Origin of the sequence: Mixta calida (assembly GCF_002953215.1) — a bacterium.
Lineage (GTDB): Bacteria > Pseudomonadota > Gammaproteobacteria > Enterobacterales > Enterobacteriaceae > Mixta > Mixta calida.
Genome location: NZ_CP026378.1, coordinates 3,142,676 through 3,161,046, shown reverse-complemented (window position 1 = coordinate 3,161,046; position 18,371 = coordinate 3,142,676). Strand labels below are relative to the sequence as shown.

The following is an 18,371-nucleotide window of genomic DNA, read 5'->3' as shown; positions in this document are numbered from 1 at the left end:
CGATTAACTAACGTGGATCACTAACAGAAAAAGTGATCTCCTCCGCCCGCAGGCGAAGGAGAAAGAGATTAACGCGGGGTGGTCGCCGCTTCCGCAGCCGGGCGGTAAGCAAGGAAATAGGCGAGGGCAACGAACACGGCGCCGCCGACGGCGTTCCCCAGGAACACGGCGACAAAGTTCGGCAGGTAGTCCGCCCAGGTCAGCTGACCGGCGAAAATGGCGGCCGGGACGATAAACATGTTCGCGACCACGTGCTGAAAGCCGATAGCGACAAACGCCATCACCGGGAACCAGGCGCCGAAGATTTTACCCACCACATCTTTACTGGCGAACGCCAGCCAGACGGCCAGACAAACCAGCCAGTTACAGCCGATGCCGGAAATAAAAGCGTGCGTGAAGTCTGCGTTAACTTTCGCGCTGGCGATCGCGACGGTCTTATTCAGATAATCGCCTTCAGTCATGCCGAGGATATGGCCAAAGAACCACGCTACGGCGATGCTGCCGATAAAGTTAGCGATGGTAATCCAGAACCAGTTGCGCAGCAGGCTGAAACCGCTGATCTGACGAGCAAACCAGGCGATAGGCATCGTCAGCATATTGCCAGTCAGCAGCTCGCCGCCGGCAAGAATCGTCAGGATCAGGCCCACCGGGAATACCGCAGCGCCAAGAAAGCCGCCAAAGGAGCCCCAGTCAGCAGGCAGTTTGTTGATAACATGCAGATCGAGCAGGAAGCCGACAGCAATAAACGCGCCGGCCATAAAGCCGAGGATCAGCAGCGATGAAACGGGAAGACGGCTTTTCGTCACGCCGGACTGAATAGCGATAGCGGCGATTTCTTTAGGTGAATGCAAGGACATAGTAGCTCTGGTGTTAGTCAAAGAGTCATGCAGGTTTTCACTTCTCGTTAGCCGCAGAACACGGCCGGAGCGGAAGCGATGAACCGTTCGATTAATTAGCGTGCGAAGTTTTGCATAGCAAATTAACAATAACAAGCGACTTTTTGTAATGACATTAACGCCAAATTAACATTCAAATAGCCGTCCGCTGCGTTGTGTAGTGGGAAATCTTTCCACAACGGCAACTGACCTTATGACCTGCTTTACGCCGGGCCATGAGGGAGGATTATGCGGCGCGCTGTCATATTTCCTCTGCAACCTAACGCCTTGATTGACGCCTTTTTCAGCGATCAAACACAGATTTAAAATTTGCCGTTGACACCCTGGGGGCGGTTTCATATTATGCGCTCCGTCAACACGACACGATTATCCGGTACGGGGCTATAGCTCAGCTGGGAGAGCGCTTGCATGGCATGCAAGAGGTCAGCGGTTCGATCCCGCTTAGCTCCACCAAATCTTATCCCAAGAGGTTTGGCGACGGTTAATCACTATCTCTGATGTGGGGGTATAGCTCAGCTGGGAGAGCGCTTGCATGGCATGCAAGAGGTCAGCGGTTCGATCCCGCTTATCTCCACCATACTTTCTGTTCGATCCCTTTTATTCCTCTCTTTTCTGTTCAATCGCATTCAGCTTTCTGTTTATTCCTTGTGCATTTCCATGCGGTTTTTAGCCTGTTCCAACGCGTTTTCTGCATATATACGCCTTCCTGGGCGGAACCTGTCGGTTAAGCGCATCACATTGCCTCCTTCCGCTGCTGCTGTTTTCCGCTTTTGCTGCTGGCCGCCTGACCGGGCCCATAAAAAAACCGGGCAAGAGCCCGGTCTTTTTCATTCGTAAACGGCTTAGCTAAGCACCAGGCCTGCGATAGAGGCTGACAGCACGCTAACCAGCGTAGAGCCGTACAGCAGCTTCAGACCAAAGCGCGACACCACGTTGCCCTGCTCTTCATGCAGACCTTTAATCGCACCGGCAACGATGCCGATGGAGGAGAAGTTAGCAAAAGAGACCAGGAAAACAGACAGGATGCCTTCGCCGCGCGGGGAGAGCTGACCAGCGATTTTCTGCAGATCCATCATCGCCACGAATTCGTTGGAAACCAGCTTGGTCGCCATGATGCTGCCTACCTGCAACGCTTCGCTGCTCGGCACGCCCATCACCCAGGCAAACGGGAAGAAGACATAGCCGAGAACGCCCTGGAAGCTGATGCCGAAGATGGCGTCAAACAGCGCGTTAATGCCGGAGATCAGCGCGATAAAGCCAATCAGCATCGCCGCCACGATAATCGCTACGCGGAAACCGGCAAGGATATATTCGCCCAGCATTTCAAAGAAGCTCTGGCCTTTATGCAGGTCGTTCAGCTGCAGGTCTTCTTCGCTGTCGACGCGATACGGGTTGATCAATGACAGCACGATAAAGGTGCTAAACATATTCAACACCAGCGCAGCGACTACATACTTGGGCTGCAGCATGGTCATATAGGCGCCGACGATAGACATGGAAACGGTAGACATCGCGGTAGCGGCCATAGTGTACATACGGCGCTGCGACATCTGTCCCAGGATATCTTTATAGGCGATAAAGTTTTCTGACTGCCCCAGGATCAGTGAACTGACCGCATTAAAAGATTCCAGTTTGCCCATGCCGTTGATTTTCGACAGTACCGTACCGATAGCGCGAATAACGATGGGAAGAATACGGAAATGCTGCAAAATACCAATCAGCGCGGAGATAAAGACAATCGGGCAGAGAACATTGAGGAAGAAAAACGCCAGGCCTTTGTCATTCATACCACCGAATACGAAGTTGGTCCCTTCAGCCGCGTATTTCAACAGGTAATCAAACAGGCCGGCAAAGCCTTTTACGAATCCCAGGCCAGCTTCAGAGTTAAGGAAGAACCACGCAAGCAGTACCTCGATCACTAACAGCTGTATGATAAAACGGACGCGGATGTTTTTACGATCGCGGCTCACCAGCAAGGCCAGCAACGCAACCACAACCAGCGCCAGAACAAAATGCAAAATGCGGGACATGTATGCTCCAATTTTGAGGCAGGTTATATTTCGCTGCGTATTCTATGTAACACCGGGCGTAAAAACGAGATCAAGTCCACAATATAACAATTGCCTATCGCTGCTCGCGTCAGAAAAGACTGCCGGATCACAACTGTAACACTGATTAAAAAAACCACATATTCATTGTTAACATTCTGGTCATGGCATACAGTTAATGCGTTGCTGAAATTTTAACAGTCGGCTATTCTGGAATAAAGTATAGCCATTGCTATACTTTATAGCGCGAGCTATCACAGCGATAACGACAATCATATTTTACCTTGGTTAATGTCCCTTTACCCTGTAAGGGTGACAAAAACGTTCAGACAGGATAACGACTATGTTAGAAAGCCGCACCGCGGAACGAGCAGCACGCGGAGCCCGTAAGGTAAAGCTGGCTCTGTTGGGACCGGCTTTCGTTGCGGCGATTGGCTATATCGATCCGGGCAACTTCGCGACCAATATTCAGGCCGGCGCCTCCTATGGCTATAAACTGCTGTGGGTCGTGGTGTGGGCCAACGTCATGGCGATGGTGATCCAGCTGATGTCCGCCAAGCTCGGCATCGCCACCGGGAAAAATCTCGCCGAGCATATCCGCGACCGCTTTCCGCGTCCGGCCGTCTGGTTCTACTGGGTGCAGGCGGAAATTATCGCCATGGCTACCGATCTGGCGGAATTTATCGGCGCCGCGCTCGGCTTTAAGATGCTGCTCGGCATCTCACTGTTGCAGGGCGCGGTGCTGACCGGCGTCGCCACCTTCTTAATTTTGATGCTGCAAAATCGCGGGCAAAAGCCGCTGGAGCTGGTTATCGGCGGGCTGCTGCTGTTTGTCGCCGCCGCCTATATCGTCGAGCTGTTCTTTTCGCAGCCGAAAATGACCGAGCTGCTGCAGGGAATGGCGCTGCCTTCGCTGCCGACCGCCGACGCGGTGTTTCTTGCGGCGGGCGTGCTGGGCGCGACCATTATGCCGCACGTTATCTATCTGCACTCGTCGCTGACGCAAAACGGCGGGCGCGGCAGCTCGCGTGGCGAACGCTACTCTTCAACCAAGCTCGATGTGGCGATCGCCATGACGATTGCCGGATTCGTTAACCTGGCGATGATGGCGACGGCGGCGGCAGCCTTTCACTTTAACGGCCATTCCGGCGTGGCGGATCTCGATCAGGCCTACCTGACGCTGAAGCCGCTGTTAAGCGACGCCGCGGCGCTGGTCTTCGGCCTGAGCCTGGTAGCGGCTGGCCTCTCTTCTACGGTAGTAGGCACGCTGGCGGGGCAGGTGGTGATGCAGGGATTTATTCATTTCCATATTCCGCTCTGGCTGCGTCGTGCGATCACCATGCTGCCTTCTTTTATTGTCATTATGGCGGGATGGGATCCGACGCGCATCCTGGTGATGAGCCAGGTGCTGCTGAGCTTCGGCATTGCGCTGGCGCTGGTGCCGCTGCTGGTGTTTACCGGCAAGCAGGAGCTGATGGGCGATATGACCAACTCGCGTATTATGCAAACCGTAGGCTGGGTTATCGTGGTGCTGGTGGTGGCGCTGAACATCTACCTGCTGGCAGGCGAGGCGCTGGGGCTGGGTTGAGTGCAGAGCCCGACCGCGCGGCATTAACTTCAGCCTGACCATTGCCGCCTTTGTAGCAAGGCCCGCGTTATCCATAACGCGGGCCTTCTGTTATCCGGCTTCGCGGGGGTTAATCATGATGATGGCGGCGGCCTTCCCACTGCTGATGCCGCCATTCACGGGCGCGTTCATGATTGCGCCATTCCCGATCCCGGCGCCATTCGCGGTCGCGTTCACGATGACGCCATTCCCGCTCCTGACGCCATTCATGGCGCTGCCAATCCCGGTTGCGCTGCCACTGCTCGCGACGCCACTGTTCGTGACGCCACCAGCGACCGCGTTGCCATTCGTAACGGTCATGCCACCAGCGTCCGTCGCGCCAGCGTCCGCCGTCCCAATAACGACCATGACGATCGCGGTCGCCCAGTTGCAGAGTAATGCCCGGGGCCAGGGTGATGGAAGCGCCGTCGGCATGTGCTGTGTGTATCGCGAAAGGTGACAAACTTGCCAGCAAAGCGGCAATAATAAGGGCGCGTTTCATATTTCTCCTTATCAGTGCGCAAACAGCAGCACTGTTGCGCCAGCATATAAATATCGCGCGCAAATAGCAGCAACTGCGTTCTGAAAAAGATAAGGTTAATCTGAATTGAGAATTTTCTGGCTGTGCGGACACAGCCAGAGAGGGGAATTAACGCAGCAGCGCGTCGATTTCCTGCAGTTCGTCCTCGCTGAGGCGGCTCTGTTGCAGCATCTGCACCGCATCATCGATCTGGCTGGTTTTGCTGGCGCCGATCAGCACGCTGGTCATCGCCGGTTGACGCAGCACCCAGGCCAGCGCCATCTGCGCCAGCTTCTGACCGCGACGCTGGGCGATCTCGTTCAGCTGCTGGACCTTCTCCATCTTCTCCTGCGTCAGCTGATCGGTGCTGAGAAAACGGCTGCCGCTGGCGGCGCGCGAATCTTCCGGCACCCCGTTCAGATAGCGATCGGTCAGCACGCCGCCGGCCAGCGGCGAAAAAGCGATGCAGCCGACGCCTTCGCGTTGCAGCACATCCAGCAGGCCACCTTCCGGCTGACGTTCAAACAGCGAATATTTTGGCTGATGGATCAGGCAGGGCGTGCCAAGGTCGCGCAGGATCTGAATCGCCTCGGCAGCGCGCTCGGCGGGATAGTTGGAAATGGCGGCGTACAGCGCTTTGCCCTGACGCACCACCTGATCGAGCGCCATCATCGTCTCTTCCAGCGGCGTTTCCGGATCGGGACGGTGATGATAAAAAATGTCGACATACTCCAGGCCCATGCGCTTCAGGCTCTGATCGAGGCTGGAGACCAGATATTTCCGCGAACCCCAGTCGCCGTAAGGGCCGTCCCACATGGTATAGCCCGCTTTGGTCGAGATAATCAGTTCATCGCGATAGCCGTGAAAATCCTCACGCAGGATGCGGCCAAAATTCTCTTCCGCCGAGCCTGGCGGCGGACCGTAATTATTAGCCAGATCGAAATGGGTGATGCCGCAGTCAAAGGCGTGACGCAGCAGCGCGCGGCTGTTATCGACGCGCGTGCTGTCGCCGAAGTTATGCCATAAGCCCAGTGAGACGGCGGGCAGCTTAAGACCGCTGCGACCAGAACGACGATACTCCATCTGCTGGTAGCGAGCGGCATCAGGTTGATAATGCATAGCGATTCCCTGAGAAAGAGGATAAATGAACAGAAGCCGCTTAGCAGTGTATACGTTTACACCTGATGAAAAGCGCGCGACGGCTCGCAATTACAGAAAAATCCTCAGGCGTAACGCCCGGTTGCCAGGCGACAACAGGGGATAACAATATCGTATGTCGACGTGCTGACAGAATAATCGATACTGAAATGACCTGATTGCGCAAGGAGTCTGCTATGTCTGCCCTAACCGTAAGTGATTATCTGCTACAGCGACTGAATGAAATCGGTATCAATCATCTGTTTGGCGTGCCGGGCGACTTTAATCTGGCATTTCTTGATCGGGTGATCGCTCATCCCCGCCTGGCGTGGGTAGGGTGCGCCAATGAACTCAACGCCGCTTATGCCGCAGACGGCTACGCCCGCAGCCAGGGCGCTGCGGCGCTGCTGACCACGTTCGGCGTTGGCGAGCTGAGCGCCATTAACGGCACGGCAGGCAGCTATGCCGAATATCTGCCGGTGATTCATATTGTTGGCGCGCCTTCGCAGCAGGCGCAGCGACGCGGCGATTTGATTCATCATTCGCTGGGTGACGGCGATTTCAGCCACTTCCTGCGTATGCAGCGCGAGGTAACCGTGGCGCAGGCGGCGCTGACCGCTGATAACGCCTGCGCCGAAATCGACCGGATGATAACGGAAGCGCTGACGCAGCGCCGCCCCGGTTATCTGCTGCTGCCGGTAGACGTAGCCGGCGCGTCCGTGCAGGCGCCGAGGCAGTCTTTAGCCGCGCGCAGGGAAACCGATCCGCAGGCGCTGGCCGCGTTTCGCGCCGCGGCGGAAAAACGGCTTTCGTCGGCGCGCAGCGTTTCGCTGCTGGCCGATTTCCTCGCCGATCGCTTTGGCGTCCAGCAGCAGCTGGCGCACTGGCTGGAGGCGGTGCCGCTGCCGCACGCCACGCTGCTGATGGGAAAAGGGGTACTGGATGAGCAGCGACGCGGCTTTGTCGGCACCTATGCCGGCGAAGGCTGCGCTCAGGCGACGCGCAAGGCGATTGAACAGGCCGATGCGATCATCAGCGTCGGCGTACGCTTCACCGATACCATTACCGTTGGCTTCAGTCAGCGGATCGATCCTGAACGCAATATCGATTTGCAGCCTTTTAGCGCGACAGTCGCGGGCGAGCGCTTCGCACCGCTGGCGATGACGGACGCCGTCGCCGAGCTGCAACAGCTCTGTCAGCGTTATGCCGACCGCTGGACGCTGGCCTGCTGCGATCCCGCGCCGCTGGCGCAGCCGGAACAGCCGGGTCTGACGCAAAACGCCTTCTGGCAGGCGATGCAGGCCTTTCTGCAACCGGGCGATCTCATCCTGGCGGAGCAGGGCACCGCCGCCTTCGGGGCGGCGGCGCTGCGTCTGCCTGCAGGGGCGAAGCTGGTGGTGCAGCCGCTATGGGGATCTATCGGCTATACTTTGCCGGCGACCTTCGGCGCCCAGACGGCGGAGCCGGACCGGCGCGTGATCTTGCTGATTGGCGACGGCTCCGCGCAGCTGACGGTGCAGGAGTTAAGCTCAATGATGCGCGATAACCTGAAGCCGCTGATTTTTTTGTTGAATAATGAAGGCTACACCGTTGAGCGCGCCATCAACGGCGCGGAACAGCGCTATAACGATATCGCTGCCTGGAACTGGACGCAGCTGCCGCAGGCGCTGAGCGAAGCCTGCCCGGCGCAATGCTGGCGCGTAATGGAAACGGTGCAGTTGACCGAGGTGATGAAGTTGATCGCTGACGCGCGCCGTCTGTCGCTGGTGGAAGTGGTGCTGCCGCGCCTCGATATGCCGCCGCTGTTACAGCAGGTTTCCGCTTCGCTGCATCAGCGTAATTCGGCATAGCGATTTCAGAAAGATGGTGCTGTTCAGCATGCGCTTTCACGGTTAAGGTAACGGGCGATTTGCAAAACGCTCACCTTTCTTTACGGTGAGCGTTGTTGTTTTACCGGGGGAAATTTATAGTGTCCCGTAGAGAATTGAAATAAGCGGAGCAGCAGAATAATGACTAAATACGCTTTGGTGGGCGACGTTGGCGGTACCAACGCGCGCCTGGCGCTGTGTGAAGTAGAAACTGGCCTGATCTCTCAGGTAACCACCTGGTCAACATCGGAACATCACAGCCTCGAAGCGGTGATCCGCCTGTTTCTGGAAGAGCAGCAGCAAGACGTTAAGGATGGCTGCATCGCCATCGCCTGCCCGATCACCGAAGACTGGGTCGAGATGACCAACCACGACTGGGCTTTCTCCACGCAGGCGCTGAAAGCGAGCCTGGGCTTCGATCATCTGGAAATCATCAACGATTTTACCGCCGTTTCGATGGCGATCCCGATGCTGACCGAAAACGACGTGATTCAGTTCGGCGGCGGCGCGGCGGTAAAGGATAAGCCCATCGCCGTGTACGGCGCGGGCACCGGTCTCGGCGTCGCCCATCTGGTGCATGTCGATCGCCGCTGGGTCAGCCTGCCGGGCGAGGGCGGCCATGTCGACTTCGCGCCGAACAGCGTGGAAGAAGATTTAATTTTGCAGGTGCTGCGCGAAGAGCTGGGCCACGTCTCCGCCGAGCGCGTGCTGTCAGGATCGGGGCTGGTGAATCTCTACCGCGCCATCGTGAAATCTGATAAGCGCGTGCCGGAAAACCTGAAGCCGAAAGATGTTTCCGAACGCGCGCTGGCGGACAGCTGTACCGACTGCCGCCGCGCGCTGTCCCTGTTCTGCGTGATTATGGGGCGCTTCGGCGGCAACCTGGCGCTGAACCTCGGCACCTTCGGCGGCGTCTATATCGCTGGCGGAATCGTGCCGCGCTTCCTGGAGTTCTTTAAGGCCTCCGGCTTCCGCGCCGCCTTTGAAGACAAAGGCCGCTTCCGTGACTATGTGCACGATATTCCGGTCTATATGATCACGCACGATCAGCCGGGACTGTTGGGCGCAGGCGCGCATCTGCGCCAGACGCTGGGCCGCGTGCTGTAAGGTTGTCGGCGGGCCACACGGCCCGCCGTTACAGGCGCATCAGCTGGCGAAAGGCTTTTACTTTGCTGCGGCTGACCGGCACCTGAAACTCCAGATCGCGCAGCCGCAGAAGGTAGGTATTGTTAAACCAGGGTTCGATCTCGCGAATCTTGTTCAGGTTGACGCAAAAGGAGCGATGGCAGCGGAAGAACTGATTTTCCGGCAGCCGGCTGCAAAATTCGCCGATCGTCATCGACATCACATACTCTTCCCGTCGCGTATAAACAAACGTCAGCTTCTCGTGCGCTTCCACATAGTAAATATCGTTAATGTCGGTCACGATAATGCGCTCGTCCTTCACCAGGTTAACGGTCTGCGCGCCGCCGCGCGAGGTCGGGGTTTCGGACGTCGGCTGCTGCTGCCCGTGCGCCTCCAGCTTGTGCAGCATGCTGACGATGCGCGATTCATGGTAGGGCTTGAGAATATAGTCGAACGCTTCCAGCTCAAACGCCTCCACCGCATGCTCTTTCCACGCGGTGATAAACACAATCTGCGGCCGGTGGGCGAATTTGCTGATGTTCTGCGCCAGCAGCACGCCATCCAGCGACGGAATATTGATATCGAGAAAGATCACATCCACTTCGTGATGTTGTAGAAACTTCAGTACGTCGAGTCCGTCATCGAAGCAGGCGACAATTTCAATCGCGCTGTGCTGCTTAATCATCCAGCTCAGCTCCTGCTGCGCCAGAAATTCATCTTCCACTATGATCGCTTTCACTTGCTTCTCTCTCAGGCCGTCAGGGACAGCGTTTTTTCCGGCAGCTTTTCGCCGTTTTTGCTGATGTAAAAGGCGATTTCCGTGCCGGGATGCAGCTGCGTAATCTGCAATCCGCCGCCGTAAAGCAGCTTAACGCGGTGATGCACGTTCAGCAGGCCGATCTTATTGCCGGGCATTTCATTGCGCGTCACGCGCGCGATCACCTCATCGCTGATGCCGTTGCCGGTATCGCGCACCGCGATGCGCACCCGATCGCCGTGATCCTCAACCGACAGCGTCACCACCCCTTTGCCGCGGCAGGGCTGAATGCCGTGAACGATGGCGTTCTCCACCAGCGGCTGGATCAGCAGGCTGGGCAGGGTGCAATGAAGCTCCTCGTCGATATGATAAATCATCGTCAGCTTGTCGCCGAAGCGTGCCTGCTCAATCGCAATATAGTCCTTCACCTGATAGAGCTCTTTTTTAATATCGATCGGTTCGTCATCGTTCAGCTCCAGGTTGTAGCGCAGATAACGCGACAAATTGATAATCAGCTGACGGGCGGTATCGGGATTCATGCGGATAGAGGAGGAGATGGCGTTCAGCGCGTTGAACAGAAAGTGCGGGTTGATTTTGCTTTGCAGCGCGCGCAGTTCCGCTTTGTTGGCCATCTCGCGCAGCTGCTCGGTGCGCGATACCTCCAGCTGCGTCGAGATGAGCTGCGACAGGCCGACCGCCATCTCCTTCAGCGACCCGGTGATGCGGTGCGCATGGCGATAGTAGATTTTCAGCGTGCCGGTCACTTCGCCTTTTTCCCACAGCGGGATAACGATCATTGAGTGAATATCGCGCGTGCGCCAAGCCTCATCGTTATTTTTGATAATAATTTTGCCGTAGTTAATCGCCTGGCGCGTGGTGGGGCTCAGCGCGTCGTCGCCCTGACGATAGTGCTGCTCGCCGTAGCCGACATAGGCGAGGATCTGATGTTTATTGGTGATCGCCACCGCATCGGCGTTGATATCGTTGCGGATAATGTCACACACCTTGCGCAGCGAATCGCTGTTGACGTGACGAAACAGCGGCAGGGTTTTATTGGCGATATCGAGCGCCAGCTTCGCCTGACGTGCGGCGATCGCCTCTTTTTCGCCTTCGACGCTCTGCACCAGCAGTACGATCAGGCCGATGCTGACGGCGCCGAGGATCATCGGGATAGCGATCTCAGAGACGATATCGATGCCGAGCGCCGTTGGGCGCGCCCAGAGAATAATCAGCAGCATCGTCAGAGATTCGCACAGCATGCCGCCGAGGATCCCCAGCCGCCAGCGATGCTCCTTCGCCACCTTGAGATTGATCCAGCCCGACGCAACGCCAGCGATAATGCTGGTGATCAGGCAGGGAACCGAGGAGACGCCGTGGATATCAATCAGAAAGCGGTGCAGTCCGGCGATAATTCCGGTGGCGATGCCGACCCAGGGGCCGAACAGAATGCCGCCCGACATGACGGCGATAATGCGCACGTTCAGCAGCGAACCGTCGACGTTCACCGCCGACCAGGTGCTGAACAACGCAAACAGCGAAAAGATGGCGGTCACCGCCAGCAGTTCCTGGCGCGAGTGCTCATCTTTTTGCAGCAGCTGACGGAAGTGGCGCGTGCGCGTCAGAAAGAAGAGGCAGATCAGCATCAGGGCGGCGCGGTCAAATACCGCCAGCAGCATATCGAATATGGATTGCACAGGCATCTCAAGGCTTAACACATAAACGGACATGATAGGAAATGTCATTCAGCGGCGCTATGATCTTTCGCATCGCCGTCCGTCACGCCGTTTATTTTTTTCTGTCGACAAACTGACCGTCGCCAGGCTATGTTCATTCTTCGACCACATCGGTGGTCAGCGTCGCTCGGACGGTCCGGGCGCTTACGTACTTCAGAGGATGCTATGGCTGATAACAGCTCGTCTCGTCGTTTTTCCCGTATTGAACGCCTTCCCCCTTACGTATTCAACATTACCGCTGAGCTGAAGATGGCTGCGCGTCGGCGCGGCGAAGATATTATCGATTTCAGCATGGGCAACCCGGACGGCGCTACGCCGCCGCATATCGTGGAAAAACTCTGTCAGGTGGCGCAGCGCGATGACACCCACGGCTACTCTACCTCGCGCGGCATTCCACGCCTGCGTCGCGCCATCTCCCGCTGGTATGCCGATCGCTATGCGGTCGATATCGATCCTGAATCGGAGGCGATCGTCACCATCGGCTCGAAAGAGGGACTGGCGCATCTGATGCTGGCGACGCTCGATCACGGCGACACCGTGCTGGTGCCGAATCCCAGCTACCCCATTCATATTTACGGCGCGGTAATTGCCGGCGCGCAGGTGCGTTCGGTGCCGCTGGTGGCGGGCGTCGATTTCTTTAACGAGCTGGAAAGGGCGATCCGCGAAAGCTACCCGAAGCCGAAGATGATGATCCTCGGTTTTCCCTCTAACCCTACCGCGCAGTGCGTCGAGCTGGATTTTTTCGAGCGCGTGATTGCGCTGGCGAAGCAGTACAACGTGCTGGTGGTGCACGATCTCGCCTATGCCGATATCGTCTACGACGGCTGGAAGGCGCCCTCGATTATGCAGGTGCCGGGCGCGCGCGACGTCGCGGTTGAGTTCTTCACCCTGTCGAAAAGCTACAATATGGCGGGCTGGCGCATTGGCTTTATGGTTGGCAACAAAGAGCTGGTGGCAGCGCTGGCGCGCATCAAAAGCTACCACGATTACGGCACCTTTACGCCATTGCAGGTGGCGGCCATCGCCGCGCTGGAAGGGGATCAGCAGTGCGTGCGCGATATCGCCGGGCAGTATAAGCGGCGGCGCGACGTGTTGGTGAAAGGGCTGCATGAGGCGGGCTGGATGGTGGAAATGCCGAAGGCGTCGATGTATGTCTGGGCGAAAATCCCCGAACAGTACGCGCATCTCGGTTCGCTGGAGTTCGCCAAACGGCTGTTACAGGAGGCGAAAGTCTGCGTCTCGCCCGGTGTCGGCTTCGGCGACTACGGCGATACTCATGTGCGCTTCGCGCTGATTGAAAACAGCGATCGCATACGGCAGGCGGTGCGGGGCATTAAAGCGATGTTTCGTGCCGATGGCATCTTAGCGCCGGGCGCGATGAAAAGCAGCGAAACGCCGCAGGCGTAGCGGTAAATCGGGCGACGCACGACGTCGCCCCCATTTCCGCACGGTTACAGCATCAGCACGAAGGTGCCAACCCAGACTAACAGGAAAAAAGAGATTCCCATCAACGCGTATTTCACCTGAAAACTCCTCTGAGCGGTTACGACGATGGCGATCCCCGGCCAGCGCAACGCGAACAGAACGGGAACAGGATGCCATTCTTCAGTGTGGCAACGCTGCTCCCCGGTAGCCCTGAGCAACTCAGAACGGGATCGCGCGCTAATTTACGCGGATTCGATCACAAAATAAATAGGCGCAATTCGCGCTTTTCGCCAGCTTACTTCACCTTAATTTCCGGGATCACCGACATACCGACGCGCAGGCGCGCCAGGTCGGACTGCTGCGCGTCCAGCACGATCTTCACCGGCAGGCGCTGCACCACTTTCGTGAAGTTGCCGGTGGCGTTGTCCGCCGCGATCGCCGAGAAGGTGGCGCCGGTCGCCGGCGCGATGCTGTCGACGCGTCCGTGGAAACGATGGCCGGGCAGGGCGTCGACGGCGATTTCAACCGGCTGGCCCGGCTTCACATCAGTCAGCTGCGTTTCCAGGTAGTTGGCGATAATGTAGCTTTGCTGCAACGGCACCAGCGCCAGCAGGTGCGTGCCGGCGGAGACGTAAGCGCCCTGACGCAGCGCGCGCTGTCCCACCATGCCGCCGATCGGCGCCACGATGCGCGTATAAGAAAGATTCAGCTTCGCCTGATCCACCGCCGCTTTAGCCGCGGCGATCTCCGCTTCCGCCTGCTTCTGAGCGGCCAGCAGGATGGCGGTCTGTTTTTCCGCCGCCAGCACGGCGGCGCGGTTCTGCTCAACCTGCGCCGTGGCGGAGCGCATCGCCGAGCTGGCTTTCTGCTGCTCGTCGGCGGTGGCGGTTCCGCTCTGCAACAGGCGGCGATAGCGCTCGGCGTTTTGCCCGGCGTAGCTGAGCGTCGCCTGGCTGGCGTTTACCGCCGCCCTGTTTTGCGCGATCACCGCCTGCTGTTGTTCACGTTGCGCCTGTATACCAGCGAGCTTCGCCTCGCTCAGTTGCAGGTTGGCTTCGGCGCTCTCCAGCGCCACGCGGTAGTCGCGGTCATCCAGCGTGGCGAGTAGGTCGCCCGCCTTTACCTGCTGGTTGTCGCGCACCCGCACGTCGCGAATGTAGCCGGAAACCTTCGGCGCCACCAGCGTATAGTCAGCGGTCACCCAGGCGTCGTCGGTGCGATAGTCGGCGCGCGTCATAGCGGACCAGATAAAGAAGGCGATAGCCAGTAGAACGATCAGCAGCACCGCCAGCAGGCCGGTGCGTTTAGCAGGTGTAAAAGACATCATCAGATTCCCGGTTTCGGCGTAACAGGTTGTTGTAATAAGGTTTGCGGCGGCCAGACGCGCTTCGGCAGCCAGGCGGTTAGCAGGATCAGCAGCAGCGCGAAGGCGATCAGCATCAGGTAGGCGTCGCTGATGCTTAACACCTGCGCCTGATGCTTAACCAGCGTGGCGAAACGGCCGATATTTTCCGTCGTGCTGATGCTGCCGTCGGGCAGCAGCGGCGCGGTGGCGCTGGCTTCGCTGGCAGAAGGGGCGCTCAGCAGCCAGCCGCGGCTGGCTGCGCCGTCGAGCAGAATATGAGAGTGGAACTGTTCGCGATGGCTGATAAACCACTCCACCAGCGTCCCGGCCGCCACGCTGGAAAAGCCGCGTACGGTATTGAACATCGCGGACGCGAAGGGGCCTTCCGGCGGCTGCACCACCGACGTGGCGCTCATCAGCACCGGCAGGATCATCATCGGCTGGCCAAAGGCCTGCATCGTCTGTATCAGCCAGAAATTTTCTCGCGCCCAGTCGGTCGTCACCTGCGAACCCATGATGCAGGACGCCGCCAGCAGCAGCGCGCCGCAGGTCAGCATCCAACGGCAGTCAAGCCAGCGAATGTTCAGCAGCATCGCCATAAATGGGGCGATCAACAGCTGCGGCGCGCCGATGGCCAGCGCCAGCGGCGCAAACTGCGCGGTGCGGAATCCCTCCACCTGCGCAAAATAAGCCGAGGGCAGCGCCGATCCCGATAGCGCGACCAGCAGCACGCCCGCCAGCGTCAGCAGTCCGTGGGTAAAGTTGGGACGCGACAGCATCTGTAACCGGAACAGCGGCAGCGGATGAAACCATTCATTAATCAGGAAAACGATCAGCAGCGCCGCGCTCGTCAGCAGCATGCCGACAATCAACGGCGAGCTGAGCCAGTCGAGCCGCTCGCCATGATTTAACGCCAGAACCAGCAGCGCCACGCCGCTACAGCCGGTCGCCATGCCGAACAGATCGATCTGGCGGAAACGCTCGAAGCGTGTCGGGTCCTGCGGGATGCCCCAGCCGATGAGCAGCATGGCGATCAGCATCGCCGGGATCACCTGCCAGAAGACAAATGCCCAGCCGACGCTGTCGGTCCAGAACGCGGCCAGCGTCGCCGCCATATTCGGTCCGAAGGTAGCGGTTAAGGCGTAGGCGCTCAGGCCGTAAAGCTTAAACGGCGGCGGCAAAAAGCGCAGCGCGACCGTCATCAGCAGCGGCGGCAGAGCGCCGCCGAAGATGCCCTGCAGCACGCGCAGCGCCAGAAACAGCGGATAGTGCGTGACAAAAGGCAGCAGCGCCGCGACCAGGCCGAAGCCGAACGCCACGGCAAGCGCGAATCGGCGCAGGGAGAGCGTAACGGCGAACCAGGGGGCGATCATCATCGCCGCGACTTCCGCCGCCTGATAGCCCGCAATCAGCCAGCTGCCCTGGTCATAGCTGATGCCCAGCGCGGCGCGAATATCCGCCAGCGCGATATCAGTGACGCGATCGTTCAGGCCGGACGAGAGCGCGGCGATCAGCACCCCAACCAGCCCCAGCGCCAGTCGCAGGGTAAAAGGGTGGGGAGCCGGTGCAGCGGCAGGCTGACCGTTCATAGCAGGTACTCCATTGTCTTCTTATAATGAGGTGGTGTATCGGGATGCGATGCAACAGGCGCGCAATCTTACATTGTGATTAGATGTATTGCAATGTGGTACAGGGTGGGAAAGCGCGATAAAACGCGCTACAGTATCGGCGCCTTTCATGGAAAGAGAAGATCATGTCTGAAAAACCGCATCATCGTGACGATGAAAAAACGGGCGGCATCCAGGTTATTGCACGCGCAGCCAATATTCTTAACGCATTGGGAGAACACCCCGGCGGCATGAGCCTGGGCGAGATTGCGCAGGCGGTCGAGCTGCCGCGCTCTACCGTGCAGCGTATCGTGGCGGCGCTGGATGCCGCCCAAATGGTGCGCAGCCATGGCGCAGGCGGCGTGCGTCTGGGGCCGGCGCTGCTGCGTCTGATCTCCAGCGTGCATACGGATGTGGTGGAGGTGACGCGTCCGGCGTTGCAGGCGTTGAGCGACGCCACCGGCGAAACGGTCTCGCTGGCGCGCGCCAGCGGCACGCAGCTGGCGATCGTGCATTTTATCGTGGCCGACCGCGAGCTGCGGGTGGTGCCGAGAATGGGGCTGAACCTGCCGCTCTACAGCACCTCCGGCGGACGCGCGCTGCTGGCGCTGGAATGCGATGAGGATGTGCGCACGCTGGTAGGCGAATCCTGGGACGCCATCACAGAGAACACCATTAAAACGCTGCCGGAGCTGCTGCGGCAACTGAAAGCGATCCGACAAACCGGCGTTTCCTTCGATCGCGGTGAAACGCTGGAAGGCATCTCCACCATGGGCGTAGCGATCGATACCCTGCTGGGCCGTTTTGCTGTTTCGCTGCTGGTGCCGGCGGCGCGCTTCCAGAAGAATGAGGCGCTCTATCGCCATGAAATACTAAAATGTAAAGAAGCGATGACGCGCGAAATCGGCAAACATCTGGCGCATGACTGAGGAACAGACAATATGGCAATGATACTGGTGGCAATTGATAATTCGGACGTCTCCCGAAAAGTGGTGTCGCTGGCGGCGGAGCAGGCGCGGGCGTTAAAAACGCAGGTCATGGTGCTCTGCTGCATCGATCCCGCCTACGCCACCTACGGCGAGCCGCTGGAAATTACCGCGGGAGAAGATCCGGCTGATTTTGGCGCGGCGCTGGATGAACAGAACACCGCCGAGCTGGTGATCCGTCATGCGCTGGCGCAGCTGCTGGGCGCAGGCATTGAAGCGCGCGGACGCGTGATAGCAGGCGAATCGGCGGAAACGATCGTCGCGCAGGCCGCCGCGCTGGACGCGCAGATGATCATTATGGGACGGCGTCATCTTTCGCCGTTTAATCGCCTGTTAAAGGGATCGGTCAGCGCGGCGGTCATTGAGCGCGCGCATTGTCCGGTGCTGGTCGACGTGCGCGCTCAGTAAACGCCATCGCGCGGGAAGCCAATGTTGACGCATTATTTTATTATCGCCGCCGTTTTACTGGCGGCGCTGCTGTTGTCGCTGTGGCGTTTATTCCGACAGAAGCGGCTTGCCGGGCGGACTGTCCTGCTGCTCATTCTTTTTGGCGCCCTGGCCCTCGGCGGCGCGCTGGGACTTTACCGTTACGTGATATTGCCGGAGCGGCTTCTGCAGGCGCGGATTGATGCGGCGCAGCAGCAGATGCGGCGTCTGCCGGGCTACCGTATTGTACAGCAGCAGGAACCGGCGCTGTGGCGTCAGCTAAACGCGGAGCTGGCGACGGAGATCCGTGCTGGCGCTTCGCCCTCCCAGGCCACGGGCGCATCACGCGCCATGCTGGCCGATCTCCTTAATCAGCGTATTGGCCACGCCGGCGATGAGGCGATCAATCACTATATCAGCGTATCGCTCCGACAGATGGAAAGCCTGCGCGCCCGTGATGTACAGCTCTGCTTTCGCTTTCTTTTTCCGCAGGTCGGAGGCGGCGTTAACCTGAATGATGCACTGCCGGAAAGTCTGGTCCAGGACGATCTGAATGGAATAGAGCAGCTGCTGCGGGACAGCGTCGGACCGGAGCGGCCTGTTGATTTACGCGCCGCTCACCAGCATCTTAACGATGTCGTGCAGCAACTTTACCTGAAGTGGGGCAGCGATTTGCAATGGCTGAACGCGCCTGCTGACGCCCATGTCAACCGGCAAAAGATGTGTGATATGACCATCGATCTCTACCGCGCTATCCTCGCACTTCCGCACAAACAATCCGCCAATATTCTGCGTATGATGCTTAGCGCCAACGCCGGATAACAGATAAAAAAATGCCCGCAATGCGCGGGCGTTGAATAAGCAGATTATTGATATTTATAGTAATAAACCT

16 protein-coding genes and 2 tRNA genes are annotated in these 18,371 nt (G+C 58.4%); 9 read left to right on the top strand and 9 right to left on the bottom strand.

All coding sequences use genetic code 11. The annotated features are described in order from the left end of the window. Positions 1–68: 68 nt before the first annotated feature. Positions 69–857, bottom strand: a complete 789-nt coding sequence (locus C2E16_RS15020; RefSeq protein ID WP_038624918.1) for a formate/nitrite transporter family protein — start codon at positions 855–857, stop codon at positions 69–71. 416 nt (positions 858–1,273) lie between these two features. Here C2E16_RS15020 and C2E16_RS15015 point away from each other — a divergent pair. Both C2E16_RS15015 and C2E16_RS15010 read left to right on the top strand, forming a co-directional pair. Next, a tRNA-Ala gene (locus C2E16_RS15015) sits at positions 1,274–1,349 on the top strand. Positions 1,350–1,397: 48 nt separating this feature from the next. Further along, positions 1,398–1,473 (top strand) — tRNA-Ala (locus C2E16_RS15010). A 265-nt stretch (positions 1,474–1,738) separates the two neighbouring features. Here C2E16_RS15010 and C2E16_RS15005 read toward each other — a convergent pair. After that, entirely contained in the window at positions 1,739–2,926 is a 1,188-nt protein-coding gene (locus tag C2E16_RS15005; RefSeq protein WP_038624920.1) for a NupC/NupG family nucleoside CNT transporter, read from the bottom strand. A gap of 352 nt (positions 2,927–3,278) precedes the next feature. Here C2E16_RS15005 and C2E16_RS15000 point away from each other — a divergent pair, with 352 nt between their 5' ends. Beyond that, the gene (locus C2E16_RS15000; RefSeq protein WP_288013880.1) at positions 3,279–4,532 is read left to right on the top strand and encodes an Nramp family divalent metal transporter; all 1,254 of its coding nucleotides are present in this window, start codon (positions 3,279–3,281) and stop codon (positions 4,530–4,532) included. 109 nt (positions 4,533–4,641) lie between these two features. Here the strand turns inward: C2E16_RS15000 and C2E16_RS14995 are convergent, their stop codons facing one another. Next, positions 4,642–5,052 carry a DUF2502 domain-containing protein gene (locus tag C2E16_RS14995; protein WP_084970593.1) on the bottom strand — a complete coding sequence of 137 codons (411 nt, stop codon included), beginning with the start codon at positions 5,050–5,052 and terminating at the stop codon, positions 4,642–4,644. 147 nt (positions 5,053–5,199) lie between these two features. Continuing rightward, positions 5,200–6,189 carry an L-glyceraldehyde 3-phosphate reductase gene (mgrA, locus tag C2E16_RS14990; protein ID WP_038624926.1) on the bottom strand — a complete coding sequence of 330 codons (990 nt, stop codon included), beginning with the start codon at positions 6,187–6,189 and terminating at the stop codon, positions 5,200–5,202. Between the two features lie 215 nt (positions 6,190–6,404). Here mgrA and C2E16_RS14985 point away from each other — a divergent pair, with 215 nt between their 5' ends. Together C2E16_RS14985 and glk are read left to right on the top strand one after the other, a co-directional pair. Further along, a complete protein-coding gene (locus C2E16_RS14985; RefSeq protein WP_084970592.1) occupies positions 6,405–8,057 on the top strand; it encodes an alpha-keto acid decarboxylase family protein in 1,653 nt (550 codons plus the stop codon). Between the two features lie 159 nt (positions 8,058–8,216). After that, positions 8,217–9,182, top strand: a complete 966-nt coding sequence (glk, locus tag C2E16_RS14980; protein ID WP_038624930.1) for a glucokinase — start codon at positions 8,217–8,219, stop codon at positions 9,180–9,182. 28 nt (positions 9,183–9,210) lie between these two features. On the opposite strand, the gene C2E16_RS14975 is transcribed toward glk, so the two are convergent. Continuing rightward, on the bottom strand, positions 9,211–9,939 hold the full coding sequence (locus C2E16_RS14975; protein ID WP_038624932.1) for a LytR/AlgR family response regulator transcription factor: 729 nt from the start codon (positions 9,937–9,939) through the stop codon (positions 9,211–9,213). Between the two features lie 11 nt (positions 9,940–9,950). Next, entirely contained in the window at positions 9,951–11,633 is a 1,683-nt protein-coding gene (locus tag C2E16_RS14970) for a sensor histidine kinase (RefSeq protein WP_038624934.1), read from the bottom strand. A gap of 222 nt (positions 11,634–11,855) precedes the next feature. Between C2E16_RS14970 and alaC the strand changes: the two genes are divergently transcribed. Further along, positions 11,856–13,097, top strand: coding sequence for an alanine transaminase (alaC, locus tag C2E16_RS14965; protein ID WP_038624936.1), 1,242 nt, complete (start codon positions 11,856–11,858; stop codon positions 13,095–13,097). A gap of 44 nt (positions 13,098–13,141) precedes the next feature. On the opposite strand, the gene ypdK is transcribed toward alaC, so the two are convergent. From ypdK to C2E16_RS14950, 3 genes are all read right to left on the bottom strand, one after another. Further along, positions 13,142–13,213: a membrane protein YpdK gene (gene ypdK / locus C2E16_RS14960; protein WP_103790920.1), complete on the bottom strand. Its 72-nt coding sequence runs from the start codon at positions 13,211–13,213 to the stop codon at positions 13,142–13,144. A gap of 197 nt (positions 13,214–13,410) precedes the next feature. Continuing rightward, positions 13,411–14,439 (bottom strand): HlyD family secretion protein, encoded by a 1,029-nt coding sequence (locus tag C2E16_RS14955; protein ID WP_084970591.1) that lies wholly within the window; start codon positions 14,437–14,439, stop codon positions 13,411–13,413. Positions 14,440–14,441: 2 nt separating this feature from the next. Continuing rightward, positions 14,442–16,049 carry an MFS transporter gene (locus C2E16_RS14950; protein ID WP_104951552.1) on the bottom strand — a complete coding sequence of 536 codons (1,608 nt, stop codon included), beginning with the start codon at positions 16,047–16,049 and terminating at the stop codon, positions 14,442–14,444. Positions 16,050–16,213: 164 nt separating this feature from the next. On the opposite strand from C2E16_RS14950, the gene C2E16_RS14945 reads away from it, so the two are divergent. The 3 genes from C2E16_RS14945 to C2E16_RS14935 are packed head-to-tail and all read left to right on the top strand — an operon-like array spanning position 16,214 to position 18,301. Continuing rightward, positions 16,214–16,996: an IclR family transcriptional regulator gene (locus C2E16_RS14945; protein WP_038624943.1), complete on the top strand. Its 783-nt coding sequence runs from the start codon at positions 16,214–16,216 to the stop codon at positions 16,994–16,996. Between the two features lie 12 nt (positions 16,997–17,008). Next, a complete protein-coding gene (locus C2E16_RS14940; protein WP_084970590.1) occupies positions 17,009–17,461 on the top strand; it encodes a universal stress protein in 453 nt (150 codons plus the stop codon). A gap of 21 nt (positions 17,462–17,482) precedes the next feature. Then, positions 17,483–18,301 carry a hypothetical protein gene (locus C2E16_RS14935; RefSeq protein WP_244555307.1) on the top strand — a complete coding sequence of 273 codons (819 nt, stop codon included), beginning with the start codon at positions 17,483–17,485 and terminating at the stop codon, positions 18,299–18,301. Positions 18,302–18,371 lie beyond the last annotated feature (70 nt).

Coding starts and splice junctions, on each gene's coding strand:
- alaC (WP_038624936.1), top strand. CDS start 11,856: ATGGCTGATAACAGCTCGTCTCGTCGTTTTTCCCGTATTGAACGCCTT.
- C2E16_RS14940 (WP_084970590.1), top strand. CDS start 17,009: ATGGCAATGATACTGGTGGCAATTGATAATTCGGACGTCTCCCGAAAA.
- C2E16_RS15020 (WP_038624918.1), bottom strand. CDS start 857: ATGTCCTTGCATTCACCTAAAGAAATCGCCGCTATCGCTATTCAGTCC.
- glk (WP_038624930.1), top strand. CDS start 8,217: ATGACTAAATACGCTTTGGTGGGCGACGTTGGCGGTACCAACGCGCGC.
- C2E16_RS14995 (WP_084970593.1), bottom strand. CDS start 5,052: ATGAAACGCGCCCTTATTATTGCCGCTTTGCTGGCAAGTTTGTCACCT.
- C2E16_RS14945 (WP_038624943.1), top strand. CDS start 16,214: ATGTCTGAAAAACCGCATCATCGTGACGATGAAAAAACGGGCGGCATC.
- C2E16_RS14985 (WP_084970592.1), top strand. CDS start 6,405: ATGTCTGCCCTAACCGTAAGTGATTATCTGCTACAGCGACTGAATGAA.
- C2E16_RS14955 (WP_084970591.1), bottom strand. CDS start 14,439: ATGTCTTTTACACCTGCTAAACGCACCGGCCTGCTGGCGGTGCTGCTG.
- C2E16_RS15005 (WP_038624920.1), bottom strand. CDS start 2,926: ATGTCCCGCATTTTGCATTTTGTTCTGGCGCTGGTTGTGGTTGCGTTG.
- C2E16_RS14950 (WP_104951552.1), bottom strand. CDS start 16,049: ATGAACGGTCAGCCTGCCGCTGCACCGGCTCCCCACCCTTTTACCCTG.
- mgrA (WP_038624926.1), bottom strand. CDS start 6,189: ATGCATTATCAACCTGATGCCGCTCGCTACCAGCAGATGGAGTATCGT.
- C2E16_RS14935 (WP_244555307.1), top strand. CDS start 17,483: ATGTTGACGCATTATTTTATTATCGCCGCCGTTTTACTGGCGGCGCTG.
- C2E16_RS14970 (WP_038624934.1), bottom strand. CDS start 11,633: ATGCTGCTGGCGGTATTTGACCGCGCCGCCCTGATGCTGATCTGCCTC.